Source organism: Emergencia sp. JLR.KK010, assembly GCF_037018265.1.
GTDB classification, from domain to species: domain Bacteria; phylum Bacillota; class Clostridia; order Peptostreptococcales; family Anaerovoracaceae; genus Senimuribacter; species Senimuribacter intestinalis.
Genome location: NZ_CP143550.1, coordinates 2,769,809 through 2,785,422, shown reverse-complemented (window position 1 = coordinate 2,785,422; position 15,614 = coordinate 2,769,809). Strand labels below are relative to the sequence as shown.

Here is a 15,614-nt window from a genome sequence, read left to right as displayed (position 1 = left end):
GAAGGACTCCTCTTTATTTCAGATTTTCCGGGTTCAGCGGTAACAGTTCCGGCAGAACAAATAGTCCGTCTTTTCTGACCAGCACGTCATCAAACCACATTTCTCCGCCGCCGTATTCTGGACGCTGAATCAGGGTTAAATCCCAGTGTACAGCGGAATTATTGCCGTTATAGGCGTTTTCGTAAGCTCTGCCCGGCGTCAGGTGGAAGCTGCCGCAGATTTTCTCGTCGAAGAGGGTATCTTTCATCGGATGGAGAATATACGGATGCACACCGATGGCGAATTCACCGAAGTAGCGAGCGCCTTCGTCGGTATCTAACAGTTCGTTGATTCGTTTGTTATCGTTGCAGGTAGCGTCGATAATTTTTCCGTCTTTGACTTCGAAACGAATGTTTTCATAGGTATATCCCTGTTCTTGGGAAGGGGTATTATAGGTAATCACGCCGTTAACAGAATCTCTGACAGGGGAGGTGTAGATTTCACCGTCTGGAATATTGATTTTGCCGTCGCATTTGATGACTGGAATGTCCTTGATAGAGAAGGTAAGGTCAGTGCCTGGACCTACGATATGTACCTGATCAGTCTTTTCCATCAGCTTCACCAGCGGATCCATGGCTTTGCTCATTTTTGCGTAATCCATGGTGCAGACGTCGTAGTAAAAGTCTGTGAACGCGTCTTCGCTCATGCTGGCAAGCTGCGCCATCGCTGCGTTGGGATATTTCATCACCGACCATTTGGTATCGTTGACCAGCTGTTCTCTGGTCGGGCTGTTGACGCGGAAATACAGGTTCATTTTATCTGCTGGCACGTCAGCCATTTCGGATACGTTGTTGAAGGCTCTAACGCCGATATATACATCCATTTCCCGTCCCTGATAGAGCAGGTAGTCGGTCTGGTATGCAAGTTGTTCTTCTGTGCATCCCATGCAGAGGGCGCGTATAATCGCGGACTCACGGATATTGACGTAAGGCAGGCCGCCTGCTTTGTATACATCGGCAATCAGCTGTTTCACAAGCGGAATGCAGACTTCGTTTTCGTATTCAATGAGCACCTTTTCACCTTTTTGCACATTGGTAGAATAGTTTACGATCATTTCGGACAATTTTTGATTTCTGGGATCCATGTCAGTACCTCCTTTAGGGTTGATAAAAGAAAAGGATATGGAGACGATGCTCCATATCCTCTTTAGAATTTTGGTTCATTGGGAAACAGGATATCATCCTTTACCATGAGAAGTCATAGAAGAAATACTCACCCTCAAGCGGCAGGGTATGTACATTCAGATTTGCATTGGCAGCATACAGCATGCCAGGGTTATACAGAATTGCATAGACTGCTTCTTCCTGTACTTTTGTGAAGAGCTTTACATACAGTGCTTCTCTGTCTTTATCATCGATGATGGTAGTTGCTTCTTTGAACATATCTTCGATTTCTTTGTTGGAGTAGCGGGCGTTATTTGCCATACCGATGTAATCTTTGGTCAGTGCCATGGACAGCATCTGTGTATCGCCTTCCAGTCCCATCTGCAGCGCAGTAATGCCGAAGTCTCCCTGTCTCAGTTTATCCAGATAAGCGTTGAATTCCAGAATTTCGATCTGTACTTTCAAACCAACGGCCTCTAAGTTTGCTTGTACCATCTGGGCTAACAGCTTGTATTGTTCTGCGACATACATTTTTCCAAGGTCAGTACCTTCTTTTACGCCGGCTTCTTTCAGCAGGGCTTTTGCTTTTTCTACATCATAAGTGTACTGGATCTGTTCTTCGCTATAGCCCATTCTGCCTGGTGTTAGCAGGTTGGAGTTTGGTTCACCAAGGCCTTCACATACGCTTGCTACGATGGATTCACGGTCGATCGCATAGTTGATTGCTTGACGGAATTTTACGTTGTTGTACGGTTCTTTTTCGGTGTTCATGGCAACGAATCCGAATGTAGTCTGGTCTGCATCAAGAAGCCGCACGCTGTCAACGCCTTCCAGCGTGCTCTTTACAGATGCGTCGATTTCAGCAAAGTCAACTTCGCCGGTCTGGATTGCCATACCCATGGAAGCAACGTCACTGATGACTTTCCAGGTTACCTTTTTAATAGGTGCTTCGCCCTGATAGTATCCGTCGTATGCTTCAAAGACTGCTTTGTCGCCGATATCGTGGCTGACAAATTTGTAAGGACCGCATCCAATCGGTTCCTGTGCAAACGTATTTTCATCTACGGATTCGTAGTATTTTTTACTTGCAATGTAAAGGTCTGACATGCTGGTCAGGAATGGGGCGTATACGTGGGTGGTATAGATTTTGATGGTGTGTGCATCTACGATGTCGTAGTGATCCAGTCCATCTACGACAGCACCCTGATACTGAGATTTTTTGAATAAATCCAGGGAGAAACCAACGTCTTCTGCTGTAACAGGATCTCCGTTGTGGAATGTCACATCATCTCTGAGATAGAAAGTGTAACATTTTCCATCTTCGCTGACTTCCCATTTTTCCGCCACTCTTGATTCCAGCTTGGTCTGGTCTTCATAATTTCTGAAAATCAGTGGATCGTAGATCTGCGCAGTCATACGTGCTTCTGCTGCGGACATGGTGTCGGCAGGGTGCAGCGTTGCATAGTCAGCGTCGATTGCTACGGTCAAATCAGTTTTGGCTTTTTCGCCGCTGTTGTCACCGCCGCCGCCGCAGCTTGCGAACAGACCCATCACGAGGGTTAGGGACAGCATCAGGGCAAGTCCCTTCATCAATTTCTTTTTCATAATTCTTCTCCTTTCGGTTCTATCACGACTCACAGAATGGACAACGTGTCTATTCTGTAAATTGGAAGACTTGTTTGGTGTATAAGTCAGTCAGTTTGATGGCACCTCTGACATCTTCCTTGGAGATGATGGAGCTCTGACTGTGTGGAAATCTGTCCACGACGGAAATGCCGCAGACACGAACACCCATGCCACTCATGTTAATGCTGCTGGCGTCTGTGCCGCCTCTGTCCATGACGTCTCTCTGATATTTGATGTCGTTTTCTTCGCAGCATGCAATCATAGAGTCGACCAGATATTCGTCCAGCATCGCTGATGGATTGCCCACACTGACGCCGATTCCTTCGCCTACAGCGTTTGCGCCGGTTAGGTCAGTTGGGTAGAAGTGATCCGGCGTTACATCGACAGAAATACCGATGTCCGGCTTGATTCTTTCAGCAGAAACGATCGCACCGCGGCAGCCGACTTCTTCCTGTACCGTGAAGACATAGTAAATATCATTGGGACCGGTGCCGTCGTTTTTCTTTAAAGCCTCAATCAGAATGTAACAGCCGACCCGGTTGTCGAAGGATTTGGCCGTAATTCGTTCGTTTTTCAACTCGTAGTAGTTGCCGATAAAGCCGCAGTAGTCACCGACCTTGACATATTTTTCGGTTTCTTCTTTGGACGTGCAGCCGATGTCTATGTACAGTTTATCTAAATCATTTTTGGCATCCCAGATCATGCCTTCGCAGCCAACCACACCGACAGTGCCGTTCTGGAAGACCACTTTGTCGTTGAAGAGGGCGCCTGCCCAGACAAAACCGACATGGCATACTTTGATGCGACCATCGCCTTCGATTTTTTTCACCTGCAGACCGATTTCGTCCATGTGGGCAGCCAGCATGATTTTTTTCTTGTCAGGATGTTCTTTTCCGTATTTGACAGCGATTAAATTACCTACCGCATCTGTCAACATTTCATCACAGTGACCTTCAATTTCTCTTTTGATGATAGCGCGGATATTTTTTTCGCGACCTGCCACACCCCAGGCCTGGGTCAGTTCTTTTAACAGTTCCATTATTTTTCAGTTCCTTTCGCAAGTAAGCTTGCCTTTTCTACCCAGCGGGTCTGATTCATCAGCGGATGGTGCAGTTTGATGGCGTCCTTCGGACATTCCATGACGCAGCAGCCGCAGTACCAGCACTCGTCGGCGTAAGCAACTTCAGGATGTGCGCCTTTTTCTGCCGCCGGGATTAAAATGTCCATCTGGCATGCTTCCATGCAGCGACCGCAGCCGATGCACTTTTTTGTATCAAAGGTGAGAGGTACAGCAGGAGGCGTCTTTCTAATGGTAAATTCTTTCATCGGTTTCATTCGCAGCAGCCTCCTTTCTTTTCCTCAATATAATCTTGATTGTGTTTTTCGTAGTTTTCCTTGATGTTGCCTGCATAATCCAGCGGTACTTCTCTGCGAACTACTTTTTCGCCGTCCTGACTGATTACGATGAACGGTGCTTTTTCTTTGCCGTCATCGTCGGAGCGGAAGAATTCCAGCTTTTCGCAGGTTTGATGTCTTGCTAGGCAAGCCTGCAGAATCATCTGAGATACAGTGAGGATATCGAATACTTCCAGCAGTCTCGTAAGTTCATGCGGGTTTGCAGCGTAAGCATTTGGAACGAATTCCTTTTCGTATCTTGCAAGAAGTTCCACACCAGACTCGAGGAGTTCATCACGCTTGATTTCACCGCAGTAATTCTGCATCGCTTTTGCGGTGGCCTCGTTGAGTTCTTTCCAGCTGATGCCTGTTTCCGGATCTGCGTAAAGGGGAGCGTAAACTCGTTCGATTTCTGCGTCAATCTGCGGCTGGTAAGGGGATACCTGTTCTTTGCCCTCTGCAAAGGCGGCAGCCTTTCTGCCTGCATAGCTTCCTGTAGAAGCGGCGTGACCGAAGCAGTTGGAAGAGTACAGGCTGTCGCCTGCCACAAAGAGTCCTTCGATGTTAGTCATCAGATTCCAGTCGTTCATGAAACCACCAGGCATACCGAAGAGCTGCCGTTCCTGCGGCAGGAACTCTGCACTGGTCCAGCCTACGCCGTAGCACTGCAGCACGTGCTTCTCAGGATCGAATCCAGCTTCTGTGAAATTTTTATAGACCGGTACGTTGGTCTTGCCTTCCTGCCCGACCATCATGCCCCAGATGACTTTTCTCTCAAGTTCCGGCATGGAGGAAAGATCTGCATAGAAAGGAAGCTTATAGCCCATTTCTTTCAATTTATCATATGGAAGGGTTTCCGGTCCGTCATATTCATATTTCGCCTGCTCGATATTGCCGCCCTTCATAAAGTAGTGCTGTCCTTCGGCAGGGTAGAATCTGGATTTGACATCCTTTAAGATATTGCCGTCTCTGTCTGCGTATGGGATTTCTTTTCCCTCTGCATCGATGAGAGAAGCCGGATACCAGGTGTTGTGGTTGTTGCCTGCGCTGTACGGCGGGAAGGAACGTCCTGCGGAGGAAAACTCTGCGCGAACGGATTTTTCCATCATATTGAATTCAGCGCCTGCGCGCCATCCCATCGCGTGACCGTCACCGATGGTTGTCATCGGGCGGAATTCACAAAGACCGGGGTGTGCCGATGAGAACAGCCATACTCTTGCAGGTCTTGACATGGTGATGATACTTGCTTTTCCGGAGAATACGTAAAATTCGCCGGTTCTGGTGTGAATGCCGGTAGCGCCGATGCATTTAGCACCGACTTTTCCGCTCTCAGTCAAGAGGGAAGTGACCATGACACGATCAACGATTTTGACACCCAGTCTCTTCAACTCTTTTTCCATAGCTGGTTTAAAAGTAGTACCCCAGATACGGATGGTAAATTTATTCTTATAATCGTAGGCAAACATCAGCTTGGTCTTCTCATCGCGGAAGTCGGCTCCTGCGAATTCGTCCTCTGTGTCTCTGATTTTGCCTCCCATTTCTTCAATTTCCTGCAGATGGTCCCAGCCTTCTCTACATTCTATGTAATGGGAAATAGCGTTGTTGTAGCCGTCATTATCGTCCAGCATAGCTTCAACCAGTTCTTCCGGTGTAACTCCGGAGCACGGATTGGTTGCTGCGGACTCCCAATGGTCACAGCCGCTGCCGCCTGCACCGCTGCGCTTTGTTGCGCCTTTTTCTACGAGAATGACGCTTTTGCCTTTTCTCGCCGCCGAAATCGCTGCCATACAGCCTGCGATACCGCCGCCCAGCACCAGCACATCAGCTTCCATATGGGTGGTTTTGCCGACCTGTGATGGATAGGGCCACCTTTGATTGGTAGTCATTGGCGTTCCTCCTTTATTTTTGATTGATTCTTTGTTTGCAACACCATATTATCAAATTTTAAAAAAATTTGCAATATAAATTTTGCGAATTTATTGACGAATTTTACAAAATGAGTTAAAATGTCGATAAAAGAAAATTGGTATTATACAAAACCTAAATGAAAAAGACGGAGGAAACAGTATGTATAAGTACGTAATCAAAAGGCTATTACTCACCATCCCCGTTCTGTTTGGTGCCACGTTCCTGGTGTTTACTATTATGTATTTGACACCGGGCGATCCGGGATCGCTGATTCTGGGGATGACCGCCAAACAGGCAGACATTGACGCGCTTAATCATGCCCTCGGTGCAGATCAGCCATTCTTTACACAGTTTTTTAACTATATAAAGGATATTGTTACCGAGTTTGATTTCGGCATTTCTTACAGAACCCGCATGCCGGTGTTCAATGAGATTTTGGCAAGATTTCCTGCGACCTTCTGGCTCACTTTGTGGTCCTGCCTTCTGGGCGCGGTCATCGGCATTATCCTCGGTGTGATTTCTGCCGTAAAGCAGTATTCGGTACTGGACAATGTGCTGACGACGACTTCCATGGTGCTTTCCGCAGTTCCGGGATTTTGGCTGGCGCTGATGCTGATGCTGATCTTTTCCTTAAAGTTGGGGCTTTTGCCATCCAACGGACTGGATTCCTGGCAGGGCTATATTCTGCCGGTGATTACCCTGAGTTTGTCCAACATCGCAGCGGATATTCGTTTGACGCGTTCCACCATGCTGGAAACCATTCGCATGGATTATATCAGAACGGCAAAATCCAAAGGGGCACCGTCTAAAATCGTCATTTTCCGTCATGCACTGAAAAATGCACTGCTGCCGGTTTTGACCTCGATTGGTATGGGTTTTGGTGCAAGCCTTGGCGGCGCAGTCATCATCGAAACCGTATTTGGTGTACCGGGTGTTGGTCAGCTGATGGTGACGGCAATTCGTCAAAAGGATACGCCGACTGTCATGGCAGCGACACTGTTTTTGGCAGTTCTGTTCTGTCTGATTATGCTGATCGTCGATTTGCTCTACGCATATATAGATCCAAGGCTAAAGGCTAAGTATAAGAGTTAATCAGGAGGGAACTTACATATGAACAAGAAAACATCGAAAAAGAACAGCCAGGTGAAAGAAATCTGGCGTAGATTCAAAAAAAGTAAGACTGCTATGCTGGGCCTTGTACTTCTGGTTTTTATTTTGCTGATTGCAATCTTTGCAGATTTGATTGTTCCGTATCAGGAAGCAATTACCCAAGATCCTGCCAACAGACTGCAGGGACCAAGCGCTGAACACTGGTTTGGCACCGATGAAATTGGTAGAGATCTCTTTGCCCGTATTGTCCACGGTTCCAGATATTCTCTGCTCATCGGCATTTCTACCAGTATCTTTGCCCTGCTCATCGGTGGACTGCTTGGTGCAGCAGCAGGCTATTACGGCAAGACAGTGGATAATGTGATTATGCGTCTTGTGGACGTAGTGATGACTGTTCCGCCGATTCTGCTGTCGCTGGCTGTTGTAGCGGCGCTGGGTGCGAATCTTAGAAATCTGCTCATTGCCATTACCATATCCTGTGTGCCGAGCATGGTACGTATGGTGCGTTCTGTGGTGCTGACTGTCATTGACAACGATTATATTGAAGCAGCAAGGTCTTATGGCGGTTCTGACCTGCGTATTATTTTAAAATATGTGATTCCAAATGCGCTGGGACCAATCATTGTAACGACGACCATGAACGTTTCCAGCATGATTTTATCCGCTTCCGGACTTTCTTTCCTGGGCATGGGCGTACAGCCGCCTGCGCCAGAGTGGGGGGCACTGCTCTCTGATGCGAGACAGTATATGTTTAACGCGCCGTATCTTTTGTATATTCCGGGTATCTTCATCGTCCTGGCAGCACTGTGCTTTAACCTTGCCGGTGACGGGCTGAGAGATGCGCTGGATCCAAAGCTGAAAGACTAGGAGGAATAAAAGATGAAAGAAAAATTCTTACAGGTGCAGGACCTGGAAGTGATCTATAAGACGGATTTGGAAACAGTTTATGCAGTCAACAACATCTCCTTTGATTTGGATAAAGGAGAAACCCTGGGGTTGGTGGGAGAAACCGGCGCAGGAAAAACGACGACGGCACTTTCCATTCTCCGCCTGCTGCCGGAGCGTACGGCGCAGATTACAAATGGCAGCATTGAACTAGAGGGTAGAAACGTACTGGAACTTTCCGAGAAGGAAATGCAGAAAATCCGCGGCGAGAAGGTATCTATGATTTTCCAGGATCCAATGACGGCGCTGAATCCGGTTTTGACTGTAGGGGATCAGATTGCAGAGTCTCTGCAGCTCCATGATGATCAGGGCAGAAGTAAGGAAGTGATTGATGCTCGAGTGGAAGAAGTACTGGAGCTGGTTGGCATTCCAGCTGCCAGAAAAAAAGATTATCCGCACCAGTTCTCCGGTGGGATGAAACAACGTGTTGTCATCGCGATTGCCCTTGCCTGCAATCCGGGACTGCTCATCGCAGACGAGCCGACTACAGCCCTGGATGTAACCATTCAGGCGCAGGTACTGGCTATGATGCAGGAACTGAAGGAAAAGCTGGATACGGCGATGATAATGATCACCCATGACCTTGGGATTGTCGCACAGACCTGTGATAAGGTGGCTGTTATGTATGCTGGTGAAATCATCGAGTATGGTACAGTGGAAGACATTTTTACAGGAGACGCACATCATCCGTATACGGTAGGGTTGTTCGGATCAATTCCAAGCCTGGAAGGAGACGAAGAAAGACTGCACCCAATCGACGGTATGATGCCTGATCCGACCGACTTGCCAAGCGGCTGCTATTTCTCACCGAGATGTCCAAAGTGCACGGAACAGTGCAGAGAAGTTCATCCAGAAGAAGCTGTTTCCGGCACGCACAAAATTAGATGCCATCTTTTTGAGAACCTAGCGAAGGAGGTATAACCGTGGGAAAACCGTTAATAGAATTACAAAACCTCAAGAAGTATTTTGATATATCCAAAGGGGTACAGCTTCATGCGGTGGACGGCGTTACGCTGTCTATCAACGAAGGGGAAACCTTGGGCGTTGTAGGCGAATCCGGATGCGGAAAGTCCACGCTGGGAAGAACTGTTCTGAAGCTCCATGCGCCGACCGACGGTAAAATTATCTTTGATGGAAACGATATTACGGATTATAAGCATAAACAGATTCATAAAATCAGGCAGGATATGCAGATGATTTTCCAGGATCCGTATTCTAGTCTGAATCCACGTATGAGTGTGCAGGAGTTGATTGCAGAACCACTGATTATTAACAAAGCCTGCGGAAGCAGAGCGGAAGTTTTTGATAAGGTTTCTGAGCTGATGGAAACCGTAGGCCTTGCGGAACGTCTTTCCGGCGCATATCCGCATGAACTGGACGGCGGTCGCCGCCAGAGAATCGGTGTGGCAAGAGCCCTAGCGCTAAATCCGAAGTTTATCGTCTGTGATGAACCGGTTTCCGCGTTGGACGTATCCATTCAGGCACAGATTTTGAACCTTTTGATGGATCTGCAGGACGAACGAAACTTGACCTATATGTTCATTACCCATGACCTTTCTGTTGTACGTCACATCTCCGACCAGATTGCTGTTATGTATCTGGGTCAGTGCGTGGAGTTGGCTCCGTCTAAGGAACTGTTCAAAAACCCGATTCATCCGTACACAAAGGCGTTGCTGTCTGCGATTCCGGTGCCTAGCATCGAGATGAAGGGGAAGAAAATCGAAGTTATCAAGGGTGAAGTTTCCAATCCGATTAATCCGAAACCGGGCTGTCGTTTTGCGAACAGATGCCCGTTTGCAAGTGATGAATGCCGCGCTGCTGATATTCCGTTTGAGGAAAGAGAGCCGGGACATTTTGTTGCATGCTGTAAAGCGTAAAGTACTTGCCGTATTTGACAAAGGTTGTGCAGAATTTGGAATTATTTCTGGTTTTGCACAGCTCTTTGTTGGTTATGTTGTGTAAAACCAATGGAAAAATATGAAATTGCACAACTTCCACGTTATTAAGCCCAATGTTAGTAAAGATTTCTGAAGATAGTTGTGCAACGGATATTCTTTTTCTATAGATTGCACAACTTTTTCTTTGAAAAGAGAACTGTTGTAGTTCAAGTTGTGTAAAATTGGGATAAATCTAGGGATTCTACACAACCTTGTCGATGATGAGTTGTGCAATTAACCAGAGAAAGAAGGGTTTTACACAACCGATGAAAGAGGAGGAAACAGCAATGAATTTAGATGATAAAGTAAAAGCCTTGAAGGAACATCAAAAAAAGCTGAAGGCATACAATCATGCTGCCAGCCTTCTGTTCTATGATGCTTCTACATCCATGCCGGCGGGTGCGGCAGAGTCTATGAGTGCAACGACAGGTGTGCTCAGCGGGGAAATTTACAGTCTGACTGTGAATCCGGAGTTTAAGACTTTATTAGAGGATTTGTATGGACAGCGGCAGGAACTGGATTTTCAGACGCGCCGTGAAGTTGAGGAGCTTAACGAGGAGCAGGTGAAGATGGCGAAGGTTCCAAAGGAAGAGGTTGTCGCCATGGAGGAAGCGCAGACCAAAGCGAATCACTACTGGGAAGTGGCGAAGAAGAACAATGACTTTTCGATTTTCGCGCCGCATCTTGAGAAGCTGATTGCAATGAAAAAACGCTACGCGGGGTATATCAACCCGGACGGTGGTGTATATGATACGTTGCTTAACGAGTTTGAAAAAGGCATGACCAAAGCACAGATGGATTCTTTCTTTGACGCACTGCGGGAAAAATTGGTGCCGCTGATTCAGGCGGTAGGCGCGGTGCAGCAGCCGGACACCTCATTCCTGACAGGACCTTTTGATCTAGAAGCACAGAAGGAACTGTCAGAATATGTGATGGATGTGATGGGAATTGACAAAGAACGCTGCATCCTGCGGGAGACTGAACATCCTTTTACGATTGAGTTTTCTAAGAATGATGTGCGTATTACGACCAAATATCTGGAAGAGGATTTGACTAGTAATTTGTACAGCGTCATTCATGAAAGCGGTCATGGTATGTATGAATTGTCGATAGACGATGCACTGCAGTTTTCAGTACTGGGAGCAGGAGCTACCACGGCAATCCATGAGTCGCAGTCCCGCCTTTGGGAAAACTACATCGGGCGCAGTTTGCCGTTTTGTCAGTTGATTTTTCCAAAGGTGAAGGAATTGTTTCCTGCGCAGATGAAGGATGTGACAGCTGAAGCGTTTTATCGGGCTGTCAATGTGGCAAAACCATCTTTGATACGTACTGACGCAGATGAACTGACCTATGCGCTCCACGTTATGGTGCGTTATGAAATTGAAAAGCGGATGTTCGACGGCACGCTTTCCGTCAGCGAACTGCCTGCAGAATGGAATCGTTTATATAAGGAATATCTGGGCATCGATGTGCCGGATGATACTCGCGGCGTGTTGCAAGATGCGCACTGGGCAGGCGGCGCCTTTGGATACTTCCCGAGCTACGCTTTGGGAACAGCCTATTCCGCACAGATTTACGCGGTGCTGCGTGAGGCTGTCGATGTGGATGCTTGTTGCGAAAAAGGCGACTTCGTACCGGTGCGTCAGTGGCTGACTGAAAAAATCTATCGTCACGGCATGCTGTACACAGCGGATGAACTGATTCAGATGACCTGCGGAAAGCCATTTAATCCGGCTTATTATATAGATTATCTGGAAAAGAAGTTTAAAAATTTATATGCGTTATAGGATTGTTGTCCTGTAAAATAACTGGTTCATGCGCTCCGGGGGAATCCTTGGGGCGTATGGGCTTTTTTGAGGTTTTTTTCTATGGTTTCCTGTCTTTGCTGATGCACTGCTTTTTTAACTTAAACCTCGATTTTTCTAAAAAAATGTATAAGAAGATAACTCGTCTAAGGGAGCTGCCTTGCGTAGAATGTAAGACATTAGGAAAATTTCTTTGAAACTTGCGCCAGATGCAAGTTTTGAGAATGAATTTGGTTGAAACCGCAGCTAAACTATTGCTAAAGTGCGATGAAAACCGAGTTGACAGATGCGGCATGGAATCTTCTTATACATTTTTTAAAAGAAATTCTATTTTAGGTTAAGGATACGGTGCCAATATCAGTGTCAACCGTAATTGAAAAAGTCCAAAAATAAGTGCAATATTAGCACCAAAAAGCAAGGGTTACCGTGAGCAGTTAAACAGCCCAGGTTGCTTCGTTACCATACATAGCGTAGACATGTTTCATAAAGTTATCTTTGCGCCAAGGATGATGCATAGGCGGGATATTTTGCTTCTTTGGCTTCTTCGCTGCTGCAAGTTCTTTTTCTGTATTGAAATTCCGAGATACTTCTTCATGCAACGGAATCTCTTCCAAGGCGTAAATTCGCCCGTTTACGTTGCAAAACAGCCTGCCGCTAAGGGTCTGCGCTACCAGCACCTGCGTTCCTTTGTAGTAGTTTGTATGCATGCCGGATTCATCCAACATTTTGTACCGATGGTTGTTGAACCGAATGGAATGACCGGCATCCACTATACGGGGTGTGAGCAAGGAAAGAAACAGGTCGATTTTGTCTTTTGAGGGTTGTGTTTCAAATACAGACGTGGTAGGATTAAGGGGTAGAGCGAACTGTGCGTTGAATTTCTTTATGTAGGAGTGAAGGAATTCATTTGCCTGCTCCAGGGTTTTCACGCCTGCCAGTCGTAATTCGACAGGCAGGCGTGATTGTAAGGTTTTAAAAAGACGTTCAACTCTGCCCTTGGCTTGTGGTATACTGGTTGTTTTTAAATCGACACCGAATTGCTTGCATGCATAAGCAAACTGCGTAAATGTATCATTCTCCAAATTTGGAGAATTTTTCTTTTTGTATTCAAATACGGTTCTGCGGTCAGTGTAGAACATATAGGGAATGCCATAATTTTCAAGAATTTGGCGGAAGACGTGGTAGTATCCATGTAAGGTTTCCTGGCTGTCAAAATATGCGCCGACAAGGGTTCCCGTGGCATCGTCAATGGCGGCATGCAGATGGCTTTTGTTTTCGCCAAACCAAAGATGTACAGACGCATCCATTTGAATCATCTCACCGGCATAGGAACATCTGGCTCTGGTAGGATGTGCATCTTCCAGGTCAACGATTGCAGTCTGAAGGCTTTCTTTTTCTGTCTTTGATGTTGCAGTATCCTTTTGGGTTTTTAGCTTGTCTTTGAGTTTCCTGCGAGTCCGTTTCCATGCAAGGGGAGAGAGAATGTCATGAGAGTAAAGCAGATTTCTGACGGTTCCCTCTGAGACCCGGATATCTTCATTCTCAGCCAATTTTTCTGTGAAATGCGTAAGGTTCGAATCATAGTATTTGTTCTGGTAGAGAAGCAGGATAGACTCTTTTAACTCCTCAGAGAGAGCAGATGCAGGTCTTCTGCCTTTGTTTCCGTGGGAAAAGAATTCTTTTCCCTGCGTCTCATAACCTTTGAGCATTCGGTTTACGTGGCGGACGGTACAGCCTAGCTCGACGGCAGCTCTTTTCTTGTTTCCGTTTGTTTCTTTTAGCTTTTTAATCACTTCGTACTTTTTCTGTTCTTTCATTCTAAGTTCAACCTTTCTGATAAAAACCACCTCCGAAGAGATAGTTTACTATGATATGTGTTTTTTAGGAATCCTTTTGGGACATTTTCTCTTGCGCTTTCTTAAGACATTATCACTTTTGGAGCAGATAGGTTAAGGATACGGTGCCAATATCAGTTGACATACTTTCATCGCTGGTGTATACTGTAGCTACAATCATATCGAATATCGATACGATATTCGATATGATGAGATGGGACTGAGAAAGGAATTATGAAATCATGCCGCGGGAAAAATTTAAAACCTTAACGGAACAGATGTATTATGTACTCCTTGCGCTCCAGCAGGAACTTTGCGGCGTTGACGTAATGGAGGCTGTCAGAGTGATGACTGACGGACGCGTTCGCCTGGGACCGGGCACATTGTACGCGCTTCTTGGTGATTTTCAAAAAGAAGGTCTGATTGAAGAGACCACAGGCAAAGTGGCAGGGGGAAAGCGAAGCTATCGTATGACAGAGGAAGGAAAGAAGCGGCTCTTGCAGGAGCATCAGCGGCATCAGCTGCTGGTTTCGGATTTTGAAAAGTATTACGAGGAGGAGAGGTGAGAAGATGAAACTGAAAGACATGAACACCATGACAGTACGTTTTGCCTGTGAATATAATGAACTGGACGCACTGGCAGAATTTCTTGAGAAAAAAGCGGCTGAGGGCTGGCAGCTGACTAGCAAGACGGGCGTAAGTTTGGGCTTTCGCAGGAGTGCGCTGCGGAAAGTCAGAGTCAGTGTAGAACTGGTTTATTCCGATGACAATGACTACGACAACGCAAGATTTATCGAGTACTGTGAATCAGCTGGCTGGCGGCATATGTTCAGCGATGGGAAGATTCAGATTTTTGAAACTGATGATTTAGATGCAACGCCTATTCATACAGATCCGGCATTGAAGCTTGCGGCAGTTCACCGCAAAGCAAAGAAGATGAATCTCTGGCTTCCGGTTATCGCTTTATTTTTTTCTTGCCTTTGGATGAAGCATTTCAGATTGAACTTTGATTATGGTACTTTAATGAGCAGCAGAGAAATTCTTGCTGTATTCGGTATGCCGTTTCTTATGCTGGTGCTTGTGTTGTTGGCAGGCAGTTATCTGCATTGGTATTTAAAGGCTAAAAAAGCTGTCGCGGACGGTCAGTCTCCGGATTATAGGAAGAAACGGCTGAATCGAATCTTGGATAAGGTTATACTGCTGTATATTTTCGGCGGCATTTGGGGCGCACAGCTTTTGGACGCCTATTTCAGCGGAAAGCGAACGGAGATGATAACAACGTTGGCGCTGTTTGCGGTGATTCTGCTATTTATCATACTGTTTCCTTTTTTTAGCGCTAGATTTGGCAAAGCGAGGAAGGGGAATTACGGAACTTATTTATTGATTGGAATTGGATTGGCGGTGCTGACTTCGGCAGTGACTGGTGTAATTATAGAAACCGCAGAGAGTGGCGAATATGTGCAGGTTGACGGTAGTTACCAAATGGTTTCCCTGGATGAATTGCCGCTTACGATGGAAGATTTGGGCATCGAAACGGCAGCCTATGCGGACCGGTACTGCGACAGAGGTGGAACGCCATTTATTCGGTATATGGAATGCGACGATTTTTCGAACAATGAAGAAAATTACTTTCTTTCATATAGAGTCTATGTTGGAAATGCCAGGAAGCTTGTGCAGTGGATGATAGAATCGCGGAGGGAATTCATGGAATTTTCCGAGATAGAAGATGAGGGATTTCATGGGGGAAAGACTTATATTTCCGTTGGTGAAGGCGGCAGCAAAGAGAATAAGTGGATTCTTCAATATGGTGACAGAGCGATTTGGATAAATACGAATATACCGCTCAGCGACAGTCAGAAAAAAATAATCCGCGAGAAGCTGCTGGCAGTAAAATGATAAAATACGGGGCGT

Annotated in this window: 13 protein-coding genes; 7 read left to right on the top strand and 6 right to left on the bottom strand. The window is 46.3% G+C overall.

Features of this window, described 5'->3' with window-relative positions; all coding sequences use genetic code 11:
* Positions 1-13 precede the first annotated feature (13 nt).
* The 5 genes from V1225_RS13415 to V1225_RS13395 form a co-directional block, all read right to left on the bottom strand.
* Positions 14-1,123 carry an aminopeptidase gene (locus tag V1225_RS13415; RefSeq protein WP_160201509.1) on the bottom strand — a complete coding sequence of 370 codons (1,110 nt, stop codon included), beginning with the start codon at positions 1,121-1,123 and terminating at the stop codon, positions 14-16.
* 100 nt (positions 1,124-1,223) lie between these two features.
* Positions 1,224-2,747 carry an ABC transporter substrate-binding protein gene (locus V1225_RS13410; RefSeq protein ID WP_338546816.1) on the bottom strand — a complete coding sequence of 508 codons (1,524 nt, stop codon included), beginning with the start codon at positions 2,745-2,747 and terminating at the stop codon, positions 1,224-1,226.
* Between the two features lie 49 nt (positions 2,748-2,796).
* Positions 2,797-3,807, bottom strand: a complete 1,011-nt coding sequence (locus tag V1225_RS13405) for a M20/M25/M40 family metallo-hydrolase (RefSeq protein ID WP_251613768.1) — start codon at positions 3,805-3,807, stop codon at positions 2,797-2,799.
* Positions 3,807-4,103 (bottom strand): ferredoxin family protein, encoded by a 297-nt coding sequence (locus tag V1225_RS13400; RefSeq protein ID WP_338546813.1) that lies wholly within the window; start codon positions 4,101-4,103, stop codon positions 3,807-3,809. Before V1225_RS13400 ends, V1225_RS13405 begins: the two co-directional genes overlap by 1 nt.
* Complete coding sequence (locus V1225_RS13395; protein WP_160201513.1) at positions 4,100-6,049, bottom strand: FAD-dependent oxidoreductase; 1,950 nt, start codon at positions 6,047-6,049, stop codon at positions 4,100-4,102. Before V1225_RS13395 ends, V1225_RS13400 begins: the two co-directional genes overlap by 4 nt.
* 181 nt (positions 6,050-6,230) lie before the next feature.
* On the opposite strand from V1225_RS13395, the gene V1225_RS13390 reads away from it, so the two are divergent.
* The 5 genes from V1225_RS13390 to V1225_RS13370 all read left to right on the top strand — a co-directional run bounded on the left by V1225_RS13390 (position 6,231) and on the right by V1225_RS13370 (position 11,850).
* Positions 6,231-7,163, top strand: coding sequence for an ABC transporter permease (locus V1225_RS13390; protein ID WP_160201514.1), 933 nt, complete (start codon positions 6,231-6,233; stop codon positions 7,161-7,163).
* An 18-nt stretch (positions 7,164-7,181) separates the two neighbouring features.
* Entirely contained in the window at positions 7,182-8,048 is an 867-nt protein-coding gene (locus V1225_RS13385) for an ABC transporter permease (protein WP_160201515.1), read from the top strand.
* Positions 8,049-8,060: 12 nt separating this feature from the next.
* The gene (locus V1225_RS13380) at positions 8,061-9,047 is read left to right on the top strand and encodes an ABC transporter ATP-binding protein (protein WP_251613762.1); all 987 of its coding nucleotides are present in this window, start codon (positions 8,061-8,063) and stop codon (positions 9,045-9,047) included.
* Positions 9,048-9,049: 2 nt separating this feature from the next.
* Positions 9,050-10,003 (top strand): oligopeptide/dipeptide ABC transporter ATP-binding protein, encoded by a 954-nt coding sequence (locus V1225_RS13375; protein WP_160201517.1) that lies wholly within the window; start codon positions 9,050-9,052, stop codon positions 10,001-10,003.
* A 347-nt stretch (positions 10,004-10,350) separates the two neighbouring features.
* Positions 10,351-11,850: a carboxypeptidase M32 gene (locus tag V1225_RS13370; protein ID WP_251613759.1), complete on the top strand. Its 1,500-nt coding sequence runs from the start codon at positions 10,351-10,353 to the stop codon at positions 11,848-11,850.
* Between the two features lie 452 nt (positions 11,851-12,302).
* On the opposite strand, the gene V1225_RS13365 is transcribed toward V1225_RS13370, so the two are convergent.
* Positions 12,303-13,685, bottom strand: coding sequence for an ISNCY family transposase (locus tag V1225_RS13365; protein WP_338546808.1), 1,383 nt, complete (start codon positions 13,683-13,685; stop codon positions 12,303-12,305).
* Between the two features lie 260 nt (positions 13,686-13,945).
* Between V1225_RS13365 and V1225_RS13360 the strand changes: the two genes are divergently transcribed.
* Together V1225_RS13360 and V1225_RS13355 are read left to right on the top strand one after the other, a co-directional pair.
* Positions 13,946-14,269 (top strand): helix-turn-helix transcriptional regulator, encoded by a 324-nt coding sequence (locus V1225_RS13360; RefSeq protein WP_160201519.1) that lies wholly within the window; start codon positions 13,946-13,948, stop codon positions 14,267-14,269.
* 4 nt (positions 14,270-14,273) lie between these two features.
* On the top strand, positions 14,274-15,599 hold the full coding sequence (locus V1225_RS13355; RefSeq protein ID WP_338546807.1) for a DUF2812 domain-containing protein: 1,326 nt from the start codon (positions 14,274-14,276) through the stop codon (positions 15,597-15,599).
* Positions 15,600-15,614 lie beyond the last annotated feature (15 nt).